Annotated in this window: 19 protein-coding genes and 1 pseudogene; 7 read left to right on the plus strand and 13 right to left on the minus strand. The window is 71.2% G+C overall.

The window, feature by feature from the left end:
• Nucleotides 1-76: 76 nt before the first annotated feature.
• Nucleotides 77-1,366 carry an outer membrane protein transport protein gene (locus HS104_12870; GenBank protein MBE7480860.1) on the minus strand — a complete coding sequence of 430 codons (1,290 nt, stop codon included), beginning with the start codon at nucleotides 1,364-1,366 and terminating at the stop codon, nucleotides 77-79.
• A 92-nt stretch (nucleotides 1,367-1,458) separates the two neighbouring features.
• On the opposite strand from HS104_12870, the gene HS104_12875 reads away from it, so the two are divergent.
• The 3 genes and pseudogenes from HS104_12875 (at nucleotide 1,459) to HS104_12885 (ending at nucleotide 4,289) form a co-directional block, all read left to right on the plus strand.
• Nucleotides 1,459-1,929, plus strand: coding sequence for a twin-arginine translocase TatA/TatE family subunit (locus HS104_12875; GenBank protein ID MBE7480861.1), 471 nt, complete (start codon nucleotides 1,459-1,461; stop codon nucleotides 1,927-1,929).
• A complete protein-coding gene (gene tatC / locus HS104_12880; GenBank protein MBE7480862.1) occupies nucleotides 1,926-2,714 on the plus strand; it encodes a twin-arginine translocase subunit TatC in 789 nt (262 codons plus the stop codon). The genes HS104_12875 and tatC overlap by 4 nt, the downstream gene beginning before the upstream one ends.
• 85 nt (nucleotides 2,715-2,799) lie before the next feature.
• Nucleotides 2,800-4,289 (plus strand): annotated as a pseudogene (locus HS104_12885) (PQQ-dependent sugar dehydrogenase).
• 3 nt (nucleotides 4,290-4,292) lie between these two features.
• On the opposite strand, the gene HS104_12890 reads toward HS104_12885, so the two are convergent.
• Entirely contained in the window at nucleotides 4,293-6,197 is a 1,905-nt protein-coding gene (locus HS104_12890) for an IgGFc-binding protein (GenBank protein MBE7480863.1), read from the minus strand.
• Here HS104_12890 and HS104_12895 point away from each other — a divergent pair.
• Nucleotides 6,196-6,507 carry a hypothetical protein gene (locus HS104_12895; GenBank protein MBE7480864.1) on the plus strand — a complete coding sequence of 104 codons (312 nt, stop codon included), beginning with the start codon at nucleotides 6,196-6,198 and terminating at the stop codon, nucleotides 6,505-6,507. The two genes, HS104_12890 and HS104_12895, sit on opposite strands and share 2 nt — an antisense overlap.
• A gap of 5 nt (nucleotides 6,508-6,512) precedes the next feature.
• On the opposite strand, the gene HS104_12900 is transcribed toward HS104_12895, so the two are convergent.
• From HS104_12900 to HS104_12930, 7 genes are all read right to left on the minus strand, one after another.
• On the minus strand, nucleotides 6,513-6,938 hold the full coding sequence (locus HS104_12900; GenBank protein MBE7480865.1) for a 23S rRNA (pseudouridine(1915)-N(3))-methyltransferase RlmH: 426 nt from the start codon (nucleotides 6,936-6,938) through the stop codon (nucleotides 6,513-6,515).
• Nucleotides 6,935-7,444, minus strand: coding sequence for a ribosome silencing factor (rsfS, locus tag HS104_12905; protein ID MBE7480866.1), 510 nt, complete (start codon nucleotides 7,442-7,444; stop codon nucleotides 6,935-6,937). The genes HS104_12900 and rsfS overlap by 4 nt, the downstream gene beginning before the upstream one ends.
• Nucleotides 7,441-8,685, minus strand: a complete 1,245-nt coding sequence (locus tag HS104_12910; GenBank protein MBE7480867.1) for a glutamate-5-semialdehyde dehydrogenase — start codon at nucleotides 8,683-8,685, stop codon at nucleotides 7,441-7,443. The genes rsfS and HS104_12910 overlap by 4 nt, the downstream gene beginning before the upstream one ends.
• A gap of 43 nt (nucleotides 8,686-8,728) precedes the next feature.
• Entirely contained in the window at nucleotides 8,729-8,971 is a 243-nt protein-coding gene (locus HS104_12915; protein MBE7480868.1) for a hypothetical protein, read from the minus strand.
• Nucleotides 8,968-9,225, minus strand: a complete 258-nt coding sequence (locus HS104_12920) for a hypothetical protein (GenBank protein ID MBE7480869.1) — start codon at nucleotides 9,223-9,225, stop codon at nucleotides 8,968-8,970. Before HS104_12920 ends, HS104_12915 begins: the two co-directional genes overlap by 4 nt.
• 23 nt (nucleotides 9,226-9,248) lie before the next feature.
• The gene (locus HS104_12925) at nucleotides 9,249-10,286 is read right to left on the minus strand and encodes an NAD-dependent epimerase/dehydratase family protein (protein MBE7480870.1); all 1,038 of its coding nucleotides are present in this window, start codon (nucleotides 10,284-10,286) and stop codon (nucleotides 9,249-9,251) included.
• 193 nt (nucleotides 10,287-10,479) lie between these two features.
• A complete protein-coding gene (locus HS104_12930) occupies nucleotides 10,480-11,406 on the minus strand; it encodes an acyltransferase family protein (GenBank protein ID MBE7480871.1) in 927 nt (308 codons plus the stop codon).
• A gap of 48 nt (nucleotides 11,407-11,454) precedes the next feature.
• Here HS104_12930 and HS104_12935 point away from each other — a divergent pair, with 48 nt between their 5' ends.
• Nucleotides 11,455-12,345 carry an LD-carboxypeptidase gene (locus tag HS104_12935; GenBank protein ID MBE7480872.1) on the plus strand — a complete coding sequence of 297 codons (891 nt, stop codon included), beginning with the start codon at nucleotides 11,455-11,457 and terminating at the stop codon, nucleotides 12,343-12,345.
• A gap of 6 nt (nucleotides 12,346-12,351) precedes the next feature.
• On the opposite strand, the gene HS104_12940 is transcribed toward HS104_12935, so the two are convergent.
• The 4 genes from HS104_12940 to HS104_12955 all read right to left on the minus strand — a co-directional run bounded on the left by HS104_12940 (nucleotide 12,352) and on the right by HS104_12955 (nucleotide 20,760).
• Nucleotides 12,352-17,229 (minus strand): hypothetical protein, encoded by a 4,878-nt coding sequence (locus HS104_12940; protein MBE7480873.1) that lies wholly within the window; start codon nucleotides 17,227-17,229, stop codon nucleotides 12,352-12,354.
• A gap of 53 nt (nucleotides 17,230-17,282) precedes the next feature.
• The gene (locus HS104_12945) at nucleotides 17,283-18,578 is read right to left on the minus strand and encodes a serine/threonine protein kinase (GenBank protein MBE7480874.1); all 1,296 of its coding nucleotides are present in this window, start codon (nucleotides 18,576-18,578) and stop codon (nucleotides 17,283-17,285) included.
• 182 nt (nucleotides 18,579-18,760) lie between these two features.
• Entirely contained in the window at nucleotides 18,761-19,963 is a 1,203-nt protein-coding gene (locus HS104_12950) for a hypothetical protein (GenBank protein ID MBE7480875.1), read from the minus strand.
• Entirely contained in the window at nucleotides 19,963-20,760 is a 798-nt protein-coding gene (locus tag HS104_12955; GenBank protein MBE7480876.1) for a tetratricopeptide repeat protein, read from the minus strand. The genes HS104_12950 and HS104_12955 overlap by 1 nt, the downstream gene beginning before the upstream one ends.
• 69 nt (nucleotides 20,761-20,829) lie before the next feature.
• Here HS104_12955 and HS104_12960 point away from each other — a divergent pair, with 69 nt between their 5' ends.
• Together HS104_12960 and HS104_12965 are read left to right on the plus strand one after the other, a co-directional pair.
• Nucleotides 20,830-21,468 (plus strand): hypothetical protein, encoded by a 639-nt coding sequence (locus tag HS104_12960; GenBank protein ID MBE7480877.1) that lies wholly within the window; start codon nucleotides 20,830-20,832, stop codon nucleotides 21,466-21,468.
• Between the two features lie 21 nt (nucleotides 21,469-21,489).
• Entirely contained in the window at nucleotides 21,490-22,404 is a 915-nt protein-coding gene (locus tag HS104_12965) for a DUF4190 domain-containing protein (GenBank protein ID MBE7480878.1), read from the plus strand.
• Nucleotides 22,405-22,501 lie beyond the last annotated feature (97 nt).

The following is a 22,501-nucleotide window of genomic DNA, read 5'->3' on the forward strand; positions in this document are numbered from 1 at the left end:
GTCGGCGTTGGGGGCCCGGGGGCTTGCCCCCGGGGAGGACTACGGCGGGGGTGGGCGGGCGGAGCGGTGAAAGTCATCAGAACTTCACCCCCAGCGCGACGCCGGTGCTCATGACGTGCCCGCCGGTCTTCACCTTCGGGTAGCCGGGGTTGTCGCTCGGGACACCCGCGCTCTTCTCGTGGGTGCGCGGCGCCAGGAACTGGTGCTGATAGACCAAGTCCAAGCGGATGGGCGGGAGCGGCTCCGCCAGCTCGATGCCGTAGCCGACGCCGACCGCGTGGCGATCGTTGTCGAAGTAGTTCGCGGCGCCGGTCTGCTCGCCCACCGGCGTCGGCTCCCAAAAGTAGCCGGCGCGGAGCTCCGCCTTGGCGTCCGGCGAGAGCTCGAAGGCGTAGGCGGCGGCGATGCGCGGAACCACCGTGTCGTGGAACTCCACCGGCTCGGGGGTGAGCGCCGCGCAGTCCGGCTGGCTGGCGGGGCACCTCACCGTCGGGCGCTGCCAGCCGTCGAAGGCGCCCCAGCGCTTGTAGGTCGCGGCGACGGCGAGGGTCCAGGGGCCGGTTCGGTGACCGACCTCGAGCTGCAGCTGTGCCGGATCGTACTGCGCCACGCCGGTGATGTTCAGGTCCGGCACGGTGAGGCTGCCGAGGTCGTTGACCTGCACCAGCACGTCGAAATCGCCGCGCAGCGTGCCGCGGTAGACCAGCCCGGCGGTGAAGTCCGGAAGGAAGTCCCAGGTCACTCCGGCGACCGGCGCGTAGGTCGCCACCAGTTGATCGTCCACGGCAGTGCCGACACGTCCGGTGGAGTCGGTGCGCACCACCACCGTGCCGACGAGCTCCGCGAGCGCCAGCGCGCCGGCGCCGCCCCGGATGCCGTAGCCGATGTCCACCCCGCCGCCCGCCGCGAAGTTCAAGGTCTGAGCCCGATCGGTGAGCACCGGGAACTGCGCGCGCTCCGGGTAGAGCAGGCGCGCCCGCGCGATCAGCGTGCTGGGCGTGAACACACCGAGGCCGAGCGTGACCCGATCTTCCAGGAAGCCGCCGAACGGGACGGGCAGGACGACGCCGATGGTGGTGCCGTGCAAGCTCTCCTCGTTCAGATCGCCAGGCGCGTTGGGCCCATCGGCGTACAGATCGAAGCGCGTGCTCTGCCAGCCGAAGGTGAACTCGTTGCGCTGCTCCTTGGAGAGCAGCGCCGGGTTCGCGTAGGTCGTGTCCACGCCGCGCCCGACGGCGGTGCCGACGCCGGCCATGGCCTGGCTGCGCGGACCGAAGCCGAGCTGCTCCGCAGGCGAGGCCCGGGCGGAACCGGCCGCCGAGAGCACGCCGAGGCAGAAGCCGAAGACGACAAAGCCCGCTCGCACCACGAAGCGGCACGATAGAGCGGAATCCCGAGCGCGGTCACCCCCGCTGTCGCCGTTGCCCGCCCCGGGGTCACGGAGTAGCGTTCGCGCGAGTGTTCGGCATCTCGCTGTCCGAAGTGGCCCTGATCGCGGTCGTCGCGCTGCTCGTGGTCGGCCCGCAGAAGCTGCCCTCCATGCTGCGCACGCTGGGCGAGTGGGCGCGCAAGCTCCGGCACATGACCACCCAGGTCCGTGCCCAGACGGGCATCGACGAGATCCTGCGCCAGGAGGGCATCGACGGCGGCATCTCGGAGCTGCGCAGCCTGATCCGGGGGGATTTGGCGGCGCTGGCCCGAGGGCGCAGCCCCGCAGCCGAGCCCGAGCCCCTCGACGACCCCTACCCGCGCACGGCGGAGCTCGACCGCACCCGGGAGTACCCGCCGGAGGGACCGGACGCCGGCGGTGCGCTGGCCGACGACCTCTGGGACGAACCCGCAGCGGACGCTCCGCCGGCCACCCTCGACGCGCCGAGTCACACCGCACCGGAACCCTCCGCCGAGGCCGAGGAGCCCGAGCCCGAATGAGCGAGGATCCCGAGGCTCACACCATGACCTTCTGGGAGCACCTCGAGGAGCTCCGCTCGAGGCTGGTGCGCGCGATCTTCGCGTTCCTGATCGGCAGCGTGGTGTGCTGGGTCTACCGCGAGCAGCTGCTCAGCTGGCTGACCAAGCCGTTCATCGACGCCTGGAACGCCGGCAAGCTCGGCGGCCACGCCGCGCTCCACTTCCCCGCCCCCGCCTCGCTCTTCGTCGCCTACATCAAGATCGCGTTGCTCGGCGGTCTGGTCGTGTCGCTGCCGATCATCCTCTACCAGCTCTGGTCGTTCGTCGCGCCGGGCCTGTACTCGCGGGAGAAGAAGCTGGCGATCCCGTTCGTGGTCAGCTCGTGTCTGCTCTTCGCCGGCGGCGGCTACTTCGGTTGGAAGGTCGCCTTCCCGGTGGCGTTCCAGTACCTGCTCGGCTTCAGCGGACCGGTCGGCGCGGAGGGCTTCGAGGTCAAGCCGACGGTGATGATCGGCGACTACATCGAGTTCGTCTCGCGCATGCTGATCGCTTTCGGCGCCGTGTTCGAGCTGCCGGTCTTGATCTTCTTCCTGAGCATCGCGGGGGTGGTGACCCACAAGCACCTGCTGAAGTTCCTCCGCTACTTCATCGTGCTGGCCTTCGTGATCGCGGCCATCATCACCCCGCCCGACGTGACCAGCCAGTTCCTCCTGGCCGTGCCCCTGGTGCTGCTCTACGTGCTCAGCATCGGCATCGCCTGGCTCGTCGACCGCAGCCGCAATCGGGCCGAAAAAGCCGAGAGTTGAGCGGGCCCGAGGCAGTCCGGGCGGGTGCGGATTGAGCGAATGTGCCCGCCCGGGTCATACTCGGGCCTTCCTTGGGAGGTTCTGCATGCGCGCGTCGCTTCGTGTCTTTCTGACTCCGGTGCTGGTGTGTTTGGTCGCGGTTGCCTGCGGTAGCGACGGTGACGGTGGCTCGAGCGGCACCGGCGGTGGCGGCGGCAGCGGCGGCGCGACCGGCGGCGCGGGCGGCAGCGCGGCCGGCGGTAGCGGCGGTGCGAGCGGCGGCGCGGGCGGCGCGACCGGTGGCAGCAGCGGCACCGCGGGCGCGGGCGCGACGGCGGCGGCACCGCAGGCGCGGGCGGCGCGAGCGGTGGGGCCGCTGGCAGCGGTGGCGCGACCGGCGGCGCAGGCGGCGCGACCGGCGGCACCGGCGGCGCAACTGGGGGCACCGGTGGCACGGGCGGCGCAACCGGCGGCACGGGCGGCGCAACCGGCGGCACGGGCGGCGCGACCGGCGGCACCGGCGGCACCGGCGGCACGACCTGCGGCGCGAATCCGCCCGCGCTCAAGCTGACCAACGTGGGGACCAGCGTCGGCGGCTCGGCGGTCTTCCTCACCTCGCCGCCCGGCGACAAGAGCCGTCTGTTCGTAGTGCGGCAGTCCGGACAGATCCGCATCATCAAAAACGGCACCAACGTGACCACGCCGTTCCTCGACATCACCTCGAGCGTTCAGTCCGGCGGCGAGCGCGGCCTGCTCGGCATGGCTTTTCACCCGCAATACGCCACGAACGGCCGCTTCTTCCTCTACTACACCCAGAGCGCCAGCCCGGTCGGCGACATCGTGATCGCGGAGTACAAGGTCTCGACCGGCAACCCGGACGTGGCGGGCACCGCGCAGGTGCAGAAGCTCGTGCAGATCGGCCACAGCACCAACAGCAACCACAACGGCGGCATGCTGGCGTTCGGTCCCGACGGCTACCTGTACGCCGGCATCGGCGACGGCGGCGGCGGCGGCGATCCGTTCAAAGCGGGCCAGGATCTGAGCACGAACCTCGGCAAGATCCTGCGCTTGAACCCGGACAACCCCACGGCCTCGCTGCCCGGTAACCAGCAGGGCCTGATCTGGGACTGGGGCCTCCGCAATCCGTGGCGCTTCAGCTTCGACCGGACGCTCGGGGATCTCTACATCGGCGACGTCGGTCAGAACCAGTGGGAGGAGATCGACTTCGAGCCCAAGGGCACCGGCAAGAAGAACTACGGCTGGAGCATCATGGAGGGCACGCACTGCTACAACGCGACCAACTGCAATCAGACGGGCCTCACGCTCCCCGTCCGCGAGTACTCGCACTCGCAGGGCTGCTCGGTCACCGGTGGCTACGTCTACCGCGGCAGCGCCATCCCCTGCCTCCAGGGCTGGTACCTGTACGGCGACTATTGCCAGGGGACCATCTGGGCCTTCCGCATGGTGAACGGCGCGGCCACCGGCAACGTCGCGCTCAACATCACCCAGTCGAGCCTGTCGTCCTTCGGCGAGGACGACAACGGCGAGCTCTACGTGCTGAGCGGCAACCAGGTCCGGCGCATCGACGCGAACTGAGCTTCACTTCGGGGTCGGGATCACGACCACGGTGTTGATCGGCCGGACGTTCTCCCCGGCCGGATAGGCGTAGCTCACGTCGCAGGTGTTGTCGGGCTGGGTCAGATCGCAGGGGTTCGACTGCCCGGCGCGGGTCTCCGGCGTTCCCCAGCCCCAGACGTAGAGGCCGAAGGGCTCCGGCGAGGTCATCTCCCGGCGTCCGTTGTTGCAGCTGCCCTGCGCCTCGAACTTGTGGCGCGACAGATCGACGCGCGTGTACTCGTAGTCGCCGCTCGAACCGATCGCCTGCCAGCCTTCGATGACACCCGCACAGTCGAGGGTCACGTTCGCGAAGCCGCTCGCGCCGCGCCGGCGAATCACCACCAGGTTGGTCTCGGGATACGTCGGGTCGGTGAAGAACACGTAGCGGTTCATGTATTGCTGGCCGGCCACCAGGCGCAGGAAGTCCGGATCGCCGTAGCCCGCCGGCGCGCCCTGATCCGAGAGCATCCCGGAGCTCGACATGTAGGTGAACACCAGGAACGGGTGGTCCTTGTCCTGGCTCTTGACCACGAACGGCGTGTCGCTCTCCACCTCGGCGACGGTGCCGAGCCCGAGCTTCTGCGGCGCGCCGGGGATCGGCGGATCGAAGCTGAGCTCCGTCCCGTCCACCGCGCCGACGAAGCGGTGCTTGCGCTTCTCCGCGAAGCCCGGCACTCGATCGCGGTAGCTCGCCACGGCATATTCGTGCCCCATGGCGCGCACCGGCGGGATCTGCTGCTCGGAGTGATCGCTGTAGTCGGTCTCGGTCGGCAGGCGCAGTCCCAGGTGCCCCGCGAACACCCCGATGGGTTTGTCGGACTGGATGGGGCTCCCGGTCAGCTCGTCGGACTGGATGATCTCCAGCGTCTCGCCGGCGTTCAGGTGCAGCTTGCCGGCGGTGTTGGCGGGAATCGCCGGCACGTCCATGCCCTGCTTGATGTCCGCCTTGGGCAGGATGGTCACCGTGGTGTCGTTCTCCTTGGCCACGATGGTCATGGACGGAGGGATGCTCATGCCCTGCCAGAACGCCTGCGCGTAGGCGTTCACCGCGACGTAGTTGTTGTCCCAGGCGCTGGTCGGCAAGAGCAACGACGCGCCGGTGGTCGCGGAGTACGCCGCGTTGTACGGCAGCATCTGGTAGGCGACGACCGGCCGATCCGTCTCGAGGTGGAAGCCCTTCGCGCGGCCGGTGCTGATGTTGAGCCCCCAGTGCACGTGCGCGTCCAGGCCCACGGCGGCCGGGATCGGACAGGCCGCCGGCGCCTGCCAAGTCCCGTGCGCGACCGGATCGTTGGCCAAGAACAGGATGGCGACCTCGCCCGGCGGCAGCCCCGCCCCGACGTCGTAGGGCTGGTAGCTGATGCTCGGTCCGGTGCCCTTGGGCAGCGCCGCGTGCTTGCCGAGGTCGATGGCGCTGCCGCCGAAGCTCGCCTTGATGTGCACCGGCTCGTGCCAGGTGTTGGCGACGAAGGCCACGAAGCAACCGCCGAAGCCGCCACCCATCGCGCTCATGGTAACGGCGTAGTAGTCGCAGCCGACGCTGGTCTTGTTCGCCGTCGCGGCCTGGCAGGGGTCCATGCACTTACCCATGCCGCAGAGCTGGTTCTGGGGGCAGGTCTCCTTGACGCTGCCATCGCAGCTCAAGACCTGGGTGTAGTCCGCCGAACAGGGCAGGCACTCCTGGCCGCCGCCGTCGCTCTGGCCTCCGTCCAGGTTCACGAGACCGCCGGAGCCGCCGCCGAAGCCCGCCGACGCTGCGGCACCGCCGCCAGCACCCGCGCCACCGCCCGCGGCCCCGCTGCCCCCGACTCCCCCACCCCCGGAGGCCGCCGAGCACGCGCCCGCGAGCGCCGCCAGAGTCATCCCAACGATTGCCAGTCGTGCCATGCCCGTCAGGTGTCCGGCGGGCTGGGCGACGGGTGGTTCTTTTTCTCACTTCGGCGTCAGCGGCACGGCTCACGCCGGCCTCGCTGTCCGCGGGGTTGCTCCACTCATCGGCGTCGAGTCGAGCCACCTGGCCGCGCTCCAGGTCTGCGAGGCCGCCTGGCGCGCCACGCAGCCGGCCTGCGGCTGCCCCGCCGGGCCGCCGGAGGTCGAGCAGCCCAGCGGCACCAGCGTCGCCAGCAAGGACGACGCCGTGGTCGCCTGCGCCAACTGGACGAGCACGTCCGGGATCTGCATCACGCAGCCGAAGTAGCCCGCCTACTCCCGCGCGTACGGCTCCCCCCTCAGGATGCTGAGCCCGCGGTAGAGCTGCTCCAGCAGTACGATGCGCGCCAGTCGGTGCGGCAGCGTCATGCTGGAAAGGCTCAGGCGCACCGCGGCCGCGCGGGAGAGCTCCGCCGGGATGCCGTCGGCACCGCCGATCAAGAAAGCCACGCTGCCCTTGCCACGGCTGCCCCACTGCTCGAGCTTCTTGGCGAAGACCTCGCTCGTGAGGCGCTCGCCTCCGACCTCCAGGGCGACGACGAGCGCTTCGTCGGGCACGGCTCGGCCGAGGGCGGCGGCGTCCTTGACCTCGATCTCGTCGGCGCGCACGTAGCGGCGCACGCGGCCCAGGTAGTCGTCGGCGAGCGCGCGGAAGGCCGGCTCCTTGAGCTTGCCGACGGCGATGACGGCGAGCCTCACCTGTCGCCCGGCATGGGCACGCGGCGCGCGTCGAGCCAGAGCCCGTCGAGGTCGTAGAGCGTCCGGGCAGACTCCTCGAACACGTGCACGACCACGTCCACGAAGTCGATCAGGACCCAGCGCGCGGCGGGCAACCCTTCGATGCTGATGGCCGGGAAGCCGTTCTTGCCCAGCATCTCGTCCACGCCGCCGGCGATGGCAGCGACGTGGCGGTCGCTGTGGCCGGTCATCAGCACCAGGTAGTCGGCGTAGTCCACCTTGCCCGTCACGTCGATGATTTCGATGCCCGCGGCCTTCTTGTCGAGGCCAGCCTGCGCTGCCAAGAGCGCGACCTTGCGCGCACCCTCCGAAGGTGACGGCGGCGGAACGCTGGGCACGCGCGGCGCCTTGTGGGAGCGCGTCCCAGGCTTGCCGCGCTCGGGCTTGGGGAGCGGGGCACGCGTGCGCGCGCGCGTCTTCTTGTGCGGGCTCTGCTTCTTCTTGGTCGGAGTCTTCTTCTGGCTCAAGCGCGAACCTGTCCTTCACCCAATACAATCCACTTCTCGGCGGTCAGGCTCTCGAGGCCCATCGGCCCGTAAGCGTGCAGCTTCGAGGTGGAGATCCCCATTTCGGCGCCGAGCCCCAGCTCGCCGCCGTCGTTGAATCGAGTCGATGCGTTCACGAGCACGCAGCTGGCGTCCACCTCGGCGAGCCAGCGCTCCGCGTGGTCGAGGCGGTTGGTGCAGATGGCCTCGCTGTGGTTCGAGCCGTAGCGCTCCACGTGCAAGAGCGCGCCGTCGACGTCGTCGACCACGCGAATGGCCAAAATCTTCGCCAGAAACTCCGTTCCCCAGTCGGCGTCGGTGGCCCGGCCCAGGCTCGGCACGAGGGCGCGCGAACGCTCGCAGCCGCGCAGCTCGACGCCCTCGCGCACGAGCGCGGCCGCGATGGGTGGCAGCAGCCGCTCGGCCGCGTGCTGGTGCACCAGCAGGCACTCGAGCGCGTTGCACACCCCGGGACGCTGCACCTTCCCGTTCACGGTGAGGGCGAGCGCCATGTCGAGCTCCGCGCTCTCGTCCAGGAACAGGTGGCACACACCCTTGTAGTGCTTGATCACCGGCACTCGGGCGACGTCGGCCACGAAGCGGATCAAGCCCTCGCCGCCGCGCGGGATGGCCAGGTCCACGAGGTCCGACAGCGAGACGAGTTGCTTGATCTCCTCGCGGTCGCCGGGGGGGACCAGGCAGATGGCGTCCTCCGGCAGGTCTCTTTCCCGGAGGGCGCGGCGCATGATCTCGACCAGCGCGGCGTTGGTCCGTGCGGCCTCCTTGCCGCCCCTGAGCAGCACGGCGTTGCCGCTCTTGAGCGTGAGCGCGGCCGCGTCCACGGTCACGTTGGGCCGCGACTCGTAGACGATGGCGACGAGCCCGAGGGGCAAGCGCTGCTTGCCGATCAAGAGGCCGGACGCGGAACGCGTCATCGCGCTCCGGCTACCGACCGGATCGGGCAGCGTCGCGATGTGCTCGACCGCTCGCGCCAGCGCCGTGATGCGCTCGGCGCCGAGCGCCAGCCGCTCCACCAGCACGGAGGAGAGCCCGCCCGTCTCGGCCTGGCGCACGTCGGCCTCGTTGGCCTGCTCGATCGCGTCGCGCTCCGCCAAGAGCCCCTCTGCGATGCGCTGGAGCGCGGCGTCTTTCCGCGCTCGGCTCTGGCGAGCCAGGATGCGCGAGGCCGCCTTGGCTCGCTGTGCACGCTCTCGAACGTCCAACGCGCGAGAGCCTAGACCAGCGGCGCCAGGGCTGCCAGCCAGGCTACTCGGGCGCCGTCGGGGCAGCGCCGGCGTCGTCGCTCGCCGCCCCGGCGTCGGAGGCCGGCTCGTCGTCGGTGACCTCTTCGCCCTTGATGTCGTCGAGGGGGTCGACGGGCGCGCCGGCGTCCCAGGGTGTGACCCGAGGTCGCTCGTACTCCGGCGGCGGGCCCGGCGGGCGCTCGCGGCGCGCCGAACAGCCGGCGACCAGCAAGCTGCTGAGGAGCAAGCTCCAGGTGCGACTCACAGCGATACCCCCGAGTCCGCCGGCTCCGGCCCGAGCCCCGGCGGGGCGGGTGTGGGGGACTCCTGCTCCGGATCCTCCTCGTCGGGGTCGCGGGGCGCCGCCAAGCCCGGTACCGGCGCGCTGCCCGCGGCCATTGTGCCGCGCGCGTTGGGGGCCGCCGCTGGCACCACCGCGCTCGAGGCCGGCGGCGGCGGCTCGGACTTACGCGACGAGCACGCGCACACGCAGACGCACGCACTGAGCAGGAGCGACATCGATCTCACGCGGTGGACCATGCTCACACCCAGCGCTCCTCGTCCACCGCCTCGAGCGTCGAGGCGAGATCGAACTTCGGGCGATATCCGAGCACTTCGCGGGCACGCGCGTCGTCCACCATGCAGACGTAGCGGATGAAATCCAGCTCTGGCGCGGGGAAGCTGGTCATGTGCCAGCGCCAAAGACGCTCGACGCCGGCCCGCGCGAAGCTGTGCGGGACCGGCAGAGTGGATCGCCCCAACATCTTCACCGCCCGAGAGAGAGCCACCGGCGGCGGCCCCGCGATGTTGAAGATGCCGCGGACGCCCGGCCTGAGCGCGAGACGGACCGCGCGCACCACGTCGTCCTGGTGCACCACTTGCACCATGGGATCGAAGCCGAGCAGCGTCGGCACCACGCGCAGCCTGAGGTAGTTGCTGGGCGCGTTCTGCACCGTCCCCAGGATGTGCGTGGGGCGGAGGATCACGGTCTCGGTGCGCGGATTGCGCCAGAAGAACGACTGCGCGAGCATGTCGAGCTCGATCAGGTCACGGATGTCGCTGAAGCGGTTGGCGCCGAGCAGCGGCGCGTCCTCACCGATGAACTGCGGGTTGTCCGGCCGCGGGCCGTAGACGTTGGCGCTGGAGAGCAGCACGAGCTTCGGAACGTCGTAGCGCTCCACGTATTCCAGGAGCTTCTGGAACGCGACCACGTTCCAGGTGTGATGATCCTCGGCGCCGAGCCGCGGATCGTGCATCACCCCCAGGTGGATCAGCGCGCCTATGTCCGGGCGCCGGAACAGCTCTCGCGCCTTCTTGCGGCGGACGTCGATGGGATAGTGCTCGATGTCCTTGGGTTTGCCCCAGAACTCGCGACGATCGAGCCCGATCACGCCGCGCTCGCGGTGCAGCTGGCGAGCCAGCCGGCGGCCGAGCCGGCCGCAGATGCCGGTGACCACCACCGCGCCGCGCTCGATGCGCTCATTCACACCGCCGTCGCTCTCGCGCCGGCCGCGCACGCGGCGCTCGGCCTGCCGTTTCTCGACGGGTGCGCGCTTCGGCTTGGGCTCGCGTTTCGTCATTCGGACTCGGGAGGTGCCCACCGGCGGGGCGGTGTCCCACTCGCTTGATTGTGGCGCCGGCGACTGCGCGAGCGAAGCGAGCCCGCGACGAGCGACGCGAGTCGCGTTGGGGGTCCGGGGGCGTGCCCCCGGCGGACGACCCTTGGAAGTGCCCGGAGGGGCAGGACTACGGTGGGGGTGGGCGGGCGGGACATCAATAGAACAAGCTCTTTCGCTCCTTGAGCCCGCGGTTGATCATGCTCTGAATGGTCTGCTTGACCAGATGCACCTTCTCCTCCATCACCGAATCGTCGTCGTCGGCGTCGCCTTTGAAGACGAGCGGCTCGCCGAACTGAAGGTGATACTTGGTGGGGAGCGGCATCTGGCCGCCGGGCACGAAGACCTGCGGGATCATCGGGAACACGGGCATCCTGAGCAGGCGCGCCGCCCACTTCACGTTGCCCAGGTTCACGTATTGTTCCTCGGCCCCGACCACGGCAACCGGCACGATGGGCGTGTCGGTCTCGATGGCCAGGCGCATGAAGCCCGTGCCGAACTCCTGGAGCTGGTAGCGCTGGCTGAAGGGCTTGCTGATGCCGCGGGTGCCTTCGGGGAAGACCAGCAGGAGCTCGCCCATCTGCAAGAGGCGGCGCGCGTTCTCCGGCACCCCCACCACCTGGCCCACCCGGCTGAAGAAGGTCGAGACGAAAGGCAATGTCTGCGACCACTTCTCGACCATGGCCCGGATGATCCGCGGCGGATCATGGTCGAGGAACACCGCGGCGCCGATCATCGCGCCATCGATCGGGATCTGGCCCGAGTGGTTGGCGATGAGCAGCGCGCGACCGGTCGGGATGTTCTCCAGCCCCCTCACCTGGGTCCGGAACCAGAGCCGGTGGAAGAAGGCGCAGGTCATCAGCGCGTACTTCGCGGTCTGGAGGTCCAGCCCGAACGGGTCGCCGCCACTGTCGACGTAGCGGGCCTGGAGCAGGCGCGCGCGCTCCTCGAAGTCGGGGCCCACCAGCCTGACCGCCAGCTCGTCGAGCGAGCGCCGCGTGCCGCTCCACAGCCGGCCGACGAGCGGCAGCACGTCCTCGGCGGCGACGTCGCCGAGACGAGCGAGGGCGGCTTTGGCAGGCATGGCAGAGACTCTACTGGATCTCGACCGCCAGAGGCAGATCGGGGCAGGATGGGCCGCGTGCGCTTTCCCCCGGCCCTCCGCCCTGGAGACGCAGTCCGCGTCGTGGCGCCCTCGGGGCCATTCGACCGCACGCTGTGCCTGGTCGGTGCGGGCTACTTGGCCAAGCGCTACCGCGTCCGCTTCGACTGGTCGATGTTCGAGAAGCGCGGCTTTCTGGCCGGCTCGGACCAGCGCCGCAGGAGCGAGCTCGAGCGCGCCATCGCTCTGCCGGAGGTCCGGGCCATCGTCGCGGCGCGGGGCGGCTACGGGCTGACCCGCATCGCCCACGCGACGAGCCTCGCGCCCCTCGCGCGTGATCCCAAGTGGGTCGTGGGCTTCTCCGACGTCACCGCGCTGCACGTCGAGTGCGCGCGGCTCGGCATCGCGTCCATCCACGCCCACAACTGCGCCGGGCTCGGGCGCGGCGACGCCGTGGGCCGCGCGGCGCTCATCGACGCGCTCGAGTCACCGACCCGTCCTCGCTGCTTCGAGGCGCTCCAGACCTGGCACGGCGGCCACGCCAGCGGCACGCTGTTCGGCGGCAACCTCACCGTGCTCTTCACGCTGGCGGCCGCGGGCCGGCTGTTCGTACCCGAGGGCGCCGTGCTCTTCCTCGAGGACGTGACCGAGAGCGCCTACCGACTCGACCGCATGTTGAGCGCGCTTCTGGTGGCCGGCGCGCTCGACCGAGTTGCCGCCGTCGCCGTCGGGGAGCTCACCGACTGTCCGACGGGACCGCACGGAATACCTGCCGAGGACGCGGTGCGCGAGCGCCTGGCGGAGCTCGGCGTGCCGGTGGTCGCGGGGGTGCCGTCCGGGCACGGGCGGAACAACGCGCCGCTGGTCTTCGGCAGCCCGGCGCGGGTGAGCAACGGGCGGCTGGAAATCTCTCCAGGCTGAGGAAGGTCAGACCGGCTCTTCGTCCACGAGCTCGTCGTCGTCGACGATCAGCTCGTCGTCGACGACGTCGTCGGCGTCCTCGCCCTCGATGGGGCTCGCGTCGTGGCGGGTCACCTCGTCGGCGTCGTCGAAGCTGAAGTCCTCGGGAGCCGCAGCAGGCGGCGGCGGCGCGCCACCCGCAGGAGGCGGCGGGGCGCCCGCGAGCTCAGCCGCAACGGGCGCCGCGGTGCGGTCGGTGGTGTCCTCGATCACTCCCGAGATCGAGCCGGACATGGTGATCTCGTCGTCGCCCGGGAAGCTCAGATCCGGCCGCGCCGGCTTGCCCGCGGGCGCCGGCATGAACTCCGCGGTCGCCACCGGAGGCATGGTCGGGCTCTCGTCGGACTCGTCGTCCTGATCGGGCTCCGTCGTCATGCCGGGGTCGAACGGCTCGGCGGCGCGGGGCTGGGTCACGAGCTGGAGCTCCGGCGAGCTCTTCAGCGGGAACGCCGGCAACAGATCACCGGCCGGCGGCGGCGGAGCGCCCGCGGCCTTGGGCGGCGGATCGGCGGGCTTGTCGGCGGGGGCAGCGGCCGCCGGCGGCTTGCTGGGCTTGTTGAGCATGCCGGCCTTGGCGCGCTCGAGCCCCTCGGTGCCCTCGGGATCGCCGCTCTTCATGCGCAACACCCGGCGCCAGGCGTCGGCGGCCTCGCGGTAATCGACGAGCTTCTCCTCCCACAGCCGCGCAACCTTGCGGGCCAGCTCCGCGCGCGAGGCCGGGTCCTTGCCGCGCAGGATCATGTCCTCGTAGAGCTGCACCATGCCCTTGTAGTCCTCGAGCTCGGTGTAGAGCGCGAGCAGCTGATCGGTCACCGCCGTGTCCGAGGGCGAGAGATCGTGCAGCCGCTTCAGGTCCCCGGCGGCGCCCATCGCGTCCTGCAAGCTCTGGCGCCGCAGGTCGGCGCGGCGCGCCAAGAGCTTGCGCACCAGCGGGCCGTCGAAGACCTCCTCCAACGCGCGCGACAGCACCGTCTCGGAGCGGCGCATGTCGCCCACCTCGCGGGAGAGCTCGTCCAGGGCGTCCAGACCCGCGTCGTCCACGTGGGTCACGATGGCGTCGCCGACCCACTTGAAGGCCTTGTCGATGTCGCCGAGGTCGCGATACGCGAGCTGCGAGGCGCGGCGCAAGAGCGCGCTGCGCGTCCGCCCGCCGTCCCGCGAGCCCTGGCCGCCCGCCGCCAGCGCGTCCGCCAGAATGCTGGTGAGCCGGCCATCCCCGCGGCGCTGATCGCTGGCCCGCGCGACCTCCTCCAGCGCCTCGAGCGTGTCCTCCTGCACGCCGGCGCCCAGTGTGAGGTCGAAGAAGCCGCGCGCGCGGTCGAGCGCGTCGTGGTCCGCCGCGACCTCCGCGGCACGCGCCAGCGCGTTCAGTCGATCCGGGGGCGCCTTGCAGCGCACGATCTGACGCTCGTACAGGTCGATCACGTGCCCTGGCGCGAGCGCCAGCCTGCCCAGCCGCTCGAGCAAGACCTCGACGTCGGCCGGGGCAACGCTGGAGAGCGCCTGCTCGCCGTGCTGGATGGCCTCCTGCGGATCCACTCCGGCGCTCACCAAGAGCTCGGCCTGGCGCACCATCTCCTCCGCGCGGCTCGGGCCGGTCAGATCCTGCACCAGGAGGTCGTGGGCAGCGCCGAGCGCCTCCAGGTCCTTGAGCTTGACCGCGATCTCCTCCAGGTGCGTGGCGATGCTCGGATCCGCCCCGCGCGTGCGCACGAGCTCCTGACCGACTTGCGCCGCGTCGGCCTCGCGCCCCACCTCGACGAAGCGCTTGAAGGCGCCGCGCAGCGCCTCGTGGCGAGAAACCCCCACAGGTGCCTCGGCGAACCACTCGACGAGCTTGGTCGCGACGATGCCCTTCCAGCCCAGCCGATCGCCGAGCTCTACGTAGCGCTCGCGGCAGGGTTCGTCGCCTTGATCCGCCACGGCCATCAGCGCCGCCAGCGCCTCGTCGCCGCGGCCCACCTTTTCCTCCAAGACCTCGGCCAGGCGCCGGGTCATCTTGCTGACCTCGGTCTCGTCGCCCTCGACCTCGATCAGGATGCGCATCAGGTCGGCGACGCGCTGCCAGTCCTCGAGTCGTTCGCACAGCGTCGCCAGACGCTGGACCGCGTCGTAGTCCTCTTCGTCCAGCTCGCGCACGATGTCGAGCACGCGTACCGCGGCGCGCGGGTCGTCCAGATCGCCCTCGTAGAGGCCGGCGAGCTTCTGCGCGATCTCCAGCCGGTGCTGCGGATCGGCGACGGCGACGAGCAGGCGCTCGAGCGCGTCGGCGGTGCCCTTCGGATCGCCGCGCTTCTCGTGCAGGGCGGCCACTGCCTCCAGCGCGCCGACGTTCTTCGGATCGTGCTGCTCGAGCACGCGCTCGTAGCGTTCGACGGCGCCCTCGGCGTCATCGAGCCCTTCGGCCACGATGCGCGCCTCCCGCAGCATGACGGCGACCCGCGCGGCGTCGTCGCTGGCGGTGCGCGCCAGGCGGTGCAGATACTCGGTCGCGTCCGACCACTCGCCGCGTGCCTCGGCGTCGTCGGCGAGCAGAGAAAGCGTCTCGGGGTCGTCGGTGTCGCCGAGGATCAGCACCAGGCTGGCGCGCGCGGCGTCCATGTCCGAGAGCTGTTCACGCTGGATCTCCGCGGCGCGCTTGCGCAACGCCACGCGGAGCTCCTTGTCGCCGAGCTTGTCGGCGCGGCGCAGCAGGAATGCCGCCAGATCGAGCGTGCGCTCGCTCTCGGTGTAGCGCTCCTCGAGCAGCCGCGCGAGGGCGTCGTTCTGCGGGTCGAGATCGGTAGCCTGCTCGAGCCGGGTCACGGCCGTCGCCGAGTCACCCGCGGAAGTCAGGTACTCCGCCGCCTTGGCGTAGAGCGCCGCCTGGTCCTTCGGCTTCTGCGCGTGCTCGGCGCGCCGCTCGGCGGCGATGGCGGCCTGCTCCCAGGAGCTGGCCTGGGCGAAGCAGCGCTCGGCGGACTCCCACAGGTTGCCGTCGGAGCCCTTGGCCGCGGCTTCGGCGAAGGCGTCGCCGGCGGCCAGGTGCTCGCCCTGCGCCTCGCGCAGCTCGCCCAGCTTCTTGAACAGCTGCGCGCGCACGTTCTCGTCGCTGACGCTGCCGACGTTGTCGGCGATCACCTGCGCAGCCAGGTCGAGCCGCTCGCTCTTCTCGAACAGCTTGATGGCGGTGTGGATCGCGCTCTCGTCGTCCGGCGCCAGGCTCGCGATGCGCGCCCAGGCCTCGCCGGCCGCCGCCAGGTCCTTGCGCTTCTGCTCGTGGAGCTTGGCCAAGGCCTTCTCCATCGAGATGCGCGTCTCCGGGTCGGACTCCTGCTCGGCCTCCTGCTCGAGCAGGGTAGCCAGGTCGTCCCAGCGACCGGTGCGCTCGAGCAGGCGCTTGAGCTGCGCCTTCGGACCTTCGTCGCCCTTGTCCAGGCTGACCAGCTGCTTCAGCGTGGCGATCGCCGTGTCGAGGTCCCGAAGCTGCGTCTCGCACAGCCCGGCGATCTCCCGCAGCCAACCCTTGCGGGTCTCGGCGTCGATGCCCGGCGTCTTGGACGCCGCCAGCAGCATGTCGCGGAGCTCGGCATACTTCCGCGTCTGCCGCAGGTGACCCTCCATGAAGGTCAGCGCGTCGGGGTTCGCCGGGTCGAGCGCCAGCACCTCTTGGTACTTGGCCGCGGCCTCGTTCTTCTTGGTCTTGCGCACCAGCGCGTCGGCGACGTCGAGCAAGGCGCGCACGCGCTCGGGGTTCGGCGCGTCCGCCGCCGGCGCGAGCGCGTCGAGCATGGACTCGTCGGCGCCGTCGTCGGACTGCATGGCGCGCGACACCAGGCCGCGCGCGTCGGCCGCCATGGATCCCTGCGGGTTGGCCTTCAGGTAGGCCGCGGCCTTGCTGGCGATGGCGCCCTCGCGCCCGCTCTGCTGCGCGTAGTACATCGCCAGCTGAATCGCGCGGTCGTTCGACGGCTCGAGGTCGAGGGCGCAGCTGGAATACGACAAGCCGTGCTCGCCGGGGTACTCCTCCGCCAGCTCCACGAACAGCTGCGCCGCCTCGGCGGCCTCGCTCGGGTGGAGGGCGTCGCCGCCCTGCTTGCGCTCCAGCACCAGCGCCGCGAACTGCTGCTTCAGGCCCGGATCGCGGCCGCCGTCCACGGTGCGGGCGTGGCGCAGCGCGTCCGTGGCGCCCCCCAGGTCGCCGGCCAGCTTCCGCACGTCGGCCTCGTCGCGGTAGAGCGCGACCTGCCGGTCCGGATCGTCGGAGAGCGCGATTTCCATCGAGAAGTACGGGATGGCCTCCGCCCACTGCTGAGCGGTCTTGAGCATCTCGCGCACCGAGTAGATGGCGTACTGGCTCTGCGGATCGTATTCGAGGGCACGGCGGTAGTTCTCGATGGCCTTGCGCGGCTGCGACAGCGGCGGATCGGCCCACAGCCGCCCGAGCTCTTCGTGGATGCCGGCCACGTGCGCGCGCATCTCGGCGTCCTGTGCCGCCATCGGCGCGAGCGCCTTGGCCCGCCGCTCGAGCAGCGCGGCCAGGGCTTTGCTGTCGCCCTTGTCACGGTACAGCGTCGCCAGCTTGTCCGCGGGGGCCGGCTGGGTGGGATCGCGGTCGATGGCGATCATCAGGGCGCGTGCTGCGCGGTGCGCGTCGCCGAGCGTCTCGGACCAAACCTGGGCGGCCTCGGTCAGCCAGTGGCAGGCGAAGGTCGGATCTTGGGTGGCGGTGCCGACCTTTTCGAGCAGCATCGCGTACGAGCGTGGGTCGCTCTGGCCCGCGTGATGCGCATATCGGATTGCCTCCTGATCGTGCGGGTTGTGGACCAGGCGCTGAACCAGCGCCTCCATCTCGCGGGGGTCCATGCCGGCGGCACCCTAACACGCGCCATCTTGCAGCCGCAACGCGGGTTTAGCCCTCACTCGAACTTGCCGTAACCTTCGGCCTTGGCGGGCGGCAGCGCCGGGGGCGTGACGGGCACGCGCGGCAGCTTGCGGGCCGCCTTCGGCGCGTTTCCTGCGTCTTCGGCCGCGCTCGCCGGCGCTGCGGCGCTGCTCGCGGCAGGCGCCGGCGCTGCGGAAACCACGGACGGCGGCGGCGCGCTCGCCCCGAGCGCCGGCGTGGCGATGACCACCGTCCGCTCCGCGCTCGGCGCGGACACCTTGCGCATCAGCACGAAGCCGCCCACCGCCAGGCTCGCCAGCACCAGCGCGGCGGCCACGGCCAGCGCCGTCCGGGAACCCCCGCGGCGTCCAGCGGGCGGCCCCACCCAGCTCGTGGCGTGGAGCCCAGTGCCTTGAACGCTGCTCTGGGCGAGCGCGACGTCCAGCTCGCTCACCAGCTGCTCCGCCGACTGCTGGCGTGACGCCGGGTACTTCGACAGCGCTCGCCGCACGACCGCCTCGACCGCCGGTGGCACGTAGGCGTCTGGCGCGACCTCCTCGAGGGGTGGCGGGATGTCCTTGATGTGGCTCGCCATCACCACGACCGCGTCGTCGTCGATGAACGGCGGCCGCCCGGTGAGCATTTGGTAGAGGATGACGCCGAGCGAGTAGACGTCGGTGCGCGGATCGAGGGGCGCGCCCTGCGCTTGCTCGGGCGACATGTAGCGCGGCGTTCCGAACACGGTGCCGGCCTGGGTCTCCAGCTGATCGACGCGTTGGTCGTCGCCTCGCACCAGCTTGGCGATGCCGAAGTCGAGCACCTTGACCATCTCCTCGGGCGCGCCGCTCTGCACCGGCACGCGTGCCAGGAACAGGTTGTCGGGCTTCAGGTCGCGATGGATGATGCCCTTTCCGTGCGCCTCGCTCAGCGAGACCGCCGCCTGTCGCGCGATGCGCACGGCGTCCACGGCGCCGAGCCGCGGCACCCGCCTGAGCCGGTCGCCGAGCGTCTCGCCGTCGAGCAGCTCCATCGCCAGGAACCACGAGCCGTCTTCCGCCTCGCCGAAGTCGAACACGGTCACCGTGTGCGGGCTGACCAGCGCGCTGGTGGCGCGCGCCTCGCGCTCGAAGCGCGCCTTGGTCTCGGCGTCGTAGGCGCGCTCGGCCCGCACGATCTTCAGCGCCACGTCCCTCGCGACGGCGTCCTGCCGCGCGCGGTAGACGGCGCCCATGGAGCCGGCGCCGACGCGGGACAGAATGGTGAAGCGCCCCGCTACCGTGGTGCCGAGCAGCGTGTCGCCGCCGCTCTCGACGATCTCGCGCGCGTCCACCAACGCCAGACGGTGCTTCGGGCAGCGCGCGAGCTCCCCTGGCTCGGGCGTCAGGCTGGGATCGGGCCGCGCGTAGCAGCGCGGGCAGACCGGTCCCGCCCGCGGGTCGAGCGGAGGCAGAGTCGGCTCGTCGTCACCGTAGTCGTCCGCGGCCATGGCCCGAGTTGGCCAGACTCATTGACCTACAACTTCACGCAAAGCAACTGGTTCGTGCCGGAGAGCGACGCGGCGCGGCAGGCAAAGCCCGGCCCGCAGTCGAAATCGCTGCAGCAAGTGTCGGAACAATACGAGCCGCCGCTGATGCACTTGCCGCTCTTGCACTCGGCGCTCGCCGCGCAGGTCTCGCCGACGGCCTTGGTCCCGCCGCTGAACGAGCCGCAGAAGCGCAGCCCATCGGAATGGATGCAGGCCAGGCTGATGGTCCCGGCGCAGTCCTTCGAGCTGCAGCACGACTTCGTGCACGCTCCGGCGGTCAGACACAGCCCACTCTGGCACGACGCGCCGGACGAGCAGAGCGCAAGGAAGCCGCCGTTGCCAGGGTTCTTGCCGCAGGCCATCACCTGCCGCGTGCTGCCCGGGAGCGTGCGTCGCACGCAGTACTGCGCGCCCGAACAATCCGAGTCGGCGCAGCAGGTATCGAAGCACTGATTCGCCTCGCACAGACCGGAGCGGCACTCGCCGTGCGTCGTGCAGCTGTCCCCCGCCGCTTTCGTCCCGACCTCCGCGCGGCCGACGGAAGAAGCCGGCACGCAGGCGCTGCCGCCGTGGACCGCGGGGTAGCAGACGTTGGTGCTGGCGCCGCATTGGTCGCTCTTGCAGCAGCCGCGGGTGCACAGCTTCGCGCCTCCGGCGGCGCCGAACGCGCCGGGGTCCTCGCAGAACAGCCCGGCGTCGCAGGCCGCGTGGTTGGCGCACGGCGAGCCGATGGCGCCCGCGCTGCTGCCGCCGGTGCCGCCGCTCGCGCCGCCGCTGCCGCCACCACCCGTGGTGCAGCCGCTCGCGCCGCCACTGCCGCCGCCGGCCGCTGCGCCAGCGACGCCGCCGCCGCCTGGCGCTCCCCCCGTCGCGCCGCCGGAGCCGCCCCCCGCGTCGCCGCCGGCACCGCCCGCTCCGCTGCCCCCGCCGAGCCCACCGCTGCCGCAGCCGTCGTCGGGGCCGTTCCGGCAGTCGTTGTCGAAGCCGTCTCCGCAGATCTCCGACGCGGCGCAGGGCGCACAGACGCCGGCCCGACACAGCTGCCCGGCGGGACACGCCGGTGGTCCGATCGCGCCCTCCCAGGAGCAATTCACGTGGGTGAGCTCTGCGTCGATCATGGCCGAGCAGCCGAGCGCCACCGCGAACATGCCGGTGAGCAGCGCGGCGGAGGCGAGCACGCGCGCACGCATCAGAACGAGCCCTCCACGCGCACCAGGCCCGTGTGCGGCAGCAGTGTCGCACCGACGCGCGGAGAGCTCGGCTTCGCGTCACGGGTGAAATAGAGCAGCAGCGCTGCGCCCGCAGACGCGGCGCCGACCGCGAACGCCACGTCCGCGACCACCGCGTAGTCGTGGGCGCGCTGGGCTCGATCCGCGAGATCTCGAACGCTGGTCCCGTTGCCGGTCGCGTCCTCGGTGCTCTGCTGGGTCGAGACCGCCTGGATCCCGTAATAAGTGCCGACGCCCAGCGCAACGAGCGCGAGCCCACCGGTCGCGTACACCCAGCCGTCGAGCCTTCCTTTCGCGGCGCGCTCCTTCGGCTGTGCCGCGTCCCGGCGCTGGGGCGCCGCGACGACGGGCGGCGGAGGCTCGTCGGTCCGCGGCTCCTCCGCCTGCCGCGCTTTCGCCGCCAGCTCGTCCCGCGCGCCCTCGAGGCGACGCACGGTCTGGATGGCCTTCTCGAGCTCCGCGGTGTCGGTCTCGAGCTCCGAGTAGCGCTTGAACGACGCGATGGCCTCGTCGAGCTCACCCAGCTTCTCGTGAACCAGGCCCTTGTTGTAGTGAAGGTCCTTGCCCTTCGGATCGAGCTCGATGGCCCGGTCGAGCTCGGCGATGGCTTCGCGGTAGGCGCCGGCCTTGTAGGCCTTTTTGGCCACCTCGAAGTGCTTCTTGGCCGCAGCCGGCCCGCTCTCGGCCGGCTGCGCCGCCGCCGGGCGGATCGCCGTCGAGAGGCCGAGGGCCAGGAGGCACGCCGCGAGCCGCATCACCGGCCCAACCATAGCGTAAGCCCCGGGCGGGTTGGGGCGTTCCTTGGTCGAACCTGCTTGGAGGACCCCATGAGGCACCTGGTATTCGCCGCGCTCGCCCTCGTTTCCCTGACCCCGGCCCTCGGCGCGGCTCAGCCGTTCGCCGAACCGCCGGACCACCCCGGCCCCGCGGTGGCCAGCTCCCGCCCCTACGACTCCTACGACCAGCCTTACGACCGCCCCTACGATCGTCCGTACGACGACTACTACCAGCCGCGTTCCACGGTCCGCATCCACACCGGCCCGGTGCTGCGCATCTCCGAGGCCTCCCCCGACGGCGGCCTGTTCGCTGCGGTGGACGTGGGGCAGAAGGCCGCGGGCTTGCGCGTCAGCGGCGCTTGGGTGCGCGTCGGCGGCGAACGCGGGCTCTCGCAGTACGGCGGTGAGCTCTGGCTGGACTTCAACCACACCGGCCCCCTCCACCCGATCCTCGGCGCTGGCGCGGCCGCAGCTCGAGTGCAGCTCGACGACGGAGCGGGCGGCACGGAGTCGCACACCATCGGCGTGGGCACCCTGCGCGGGACGCTCCAATATGCGCTGCCGATCCGCGACACCGACGCGCGAGCCTCGATCGACCTGATCGGCGCCGTGCCCGCCATCCGCGGCAGCGACTCGCCGAACACCAAGGCGTATCTTCTGGCCCTGGCCACGGTCGGCGTGGGCTTCTGATAGAGCTATACTCCGCGAAACGTGAGCGACGGCGCCCCCATCTACGATCCTTACGCCAAGGGGCCGCGGCCCGGCTCGCCGAGCTCACCTCCCGTGGGTCCGCCGACCACCAGCGCCATGGCCATCTGGGCCTTGGTGCTGGGCGTGCTGGGGTTCACCTGCATCCCGGCCGTGGGAGGCCTCTTGGCGCTGACCCTCGGTCTGGTCGCCAAAGGCGAGATCTCGCGCTCCGAGGGCACGCGCAGCGGCGCGGGCTTGGCGATCGGCGGCGCGCTGCTCGGCGCGTTGAACCTGGTGGTGTCGATCCTCGGGCTCGCGGGGCTGCTGTTCTGGGCAGGCTCTCCCACACCCAGCGCCAGCCCGAGCCCGCCATCGCCCGTCGTCGCACCGGCTCCGACACCGACGTTCTTCCCGCCGCCCAGCCCGAGCCCGGCACCGGTGGCGTCCGGCACACCCAGCTCGCGCCAGGGCGGCGTCATCATCAGCCGCGTCGGCAAGGTGGAGCTCGTCGATCTCGACGGAGACATCCCGTCGCTCGGCCGCGAGCTGGAGGCGCAGCGCAAGGGCGCCGCGAAGGACGGCAAGAAGGTCGTGCTCTGGGTCGTCGTCGACGACTGCCTGCCCTGCAACGGGGTCGCTGCCTCGCTGCCGGACGCGAAGATGCAGGTCGCGCTGGAGCAGGTGCGACTGGTCCGAGTCAACGCCCGCGATTTCGGTCAAGAGCTCACCTTCCTGGGCATCCCCGTGGCCAAGGTCCCCGGGTTCGCCCTGCTCGGCGAGGCAAACCGCCCCGTGGACTACGTCAACGGCGGCGAGTGGGACGAAGACATCGCCCGCAACATTGCGCCCGTTCTGGGGAATTTCGTGCGCGGCCGCTACGACAAGCGCCGCGACCCTTGGCGTGGCAGCCGCCGCGAGGACGAAACCGCGCTGTGACGAGACCGCGGAAGTCGAGTCCTGGTGCCGGCGGTCGCGGAGCGGTGTAGACTCCGGGCCCGTCTCAAAAATGACCACCAGCGCGCAACGTATCGGG

Source organism: Polyangiaceae bacterium, from assembly GCA_015075635.1.
Taxonomy (GTDB): Bacteria; Myxococcota_A; Polyangia; order Polyangiales; family Polyangiaceae; genus JADJKB01.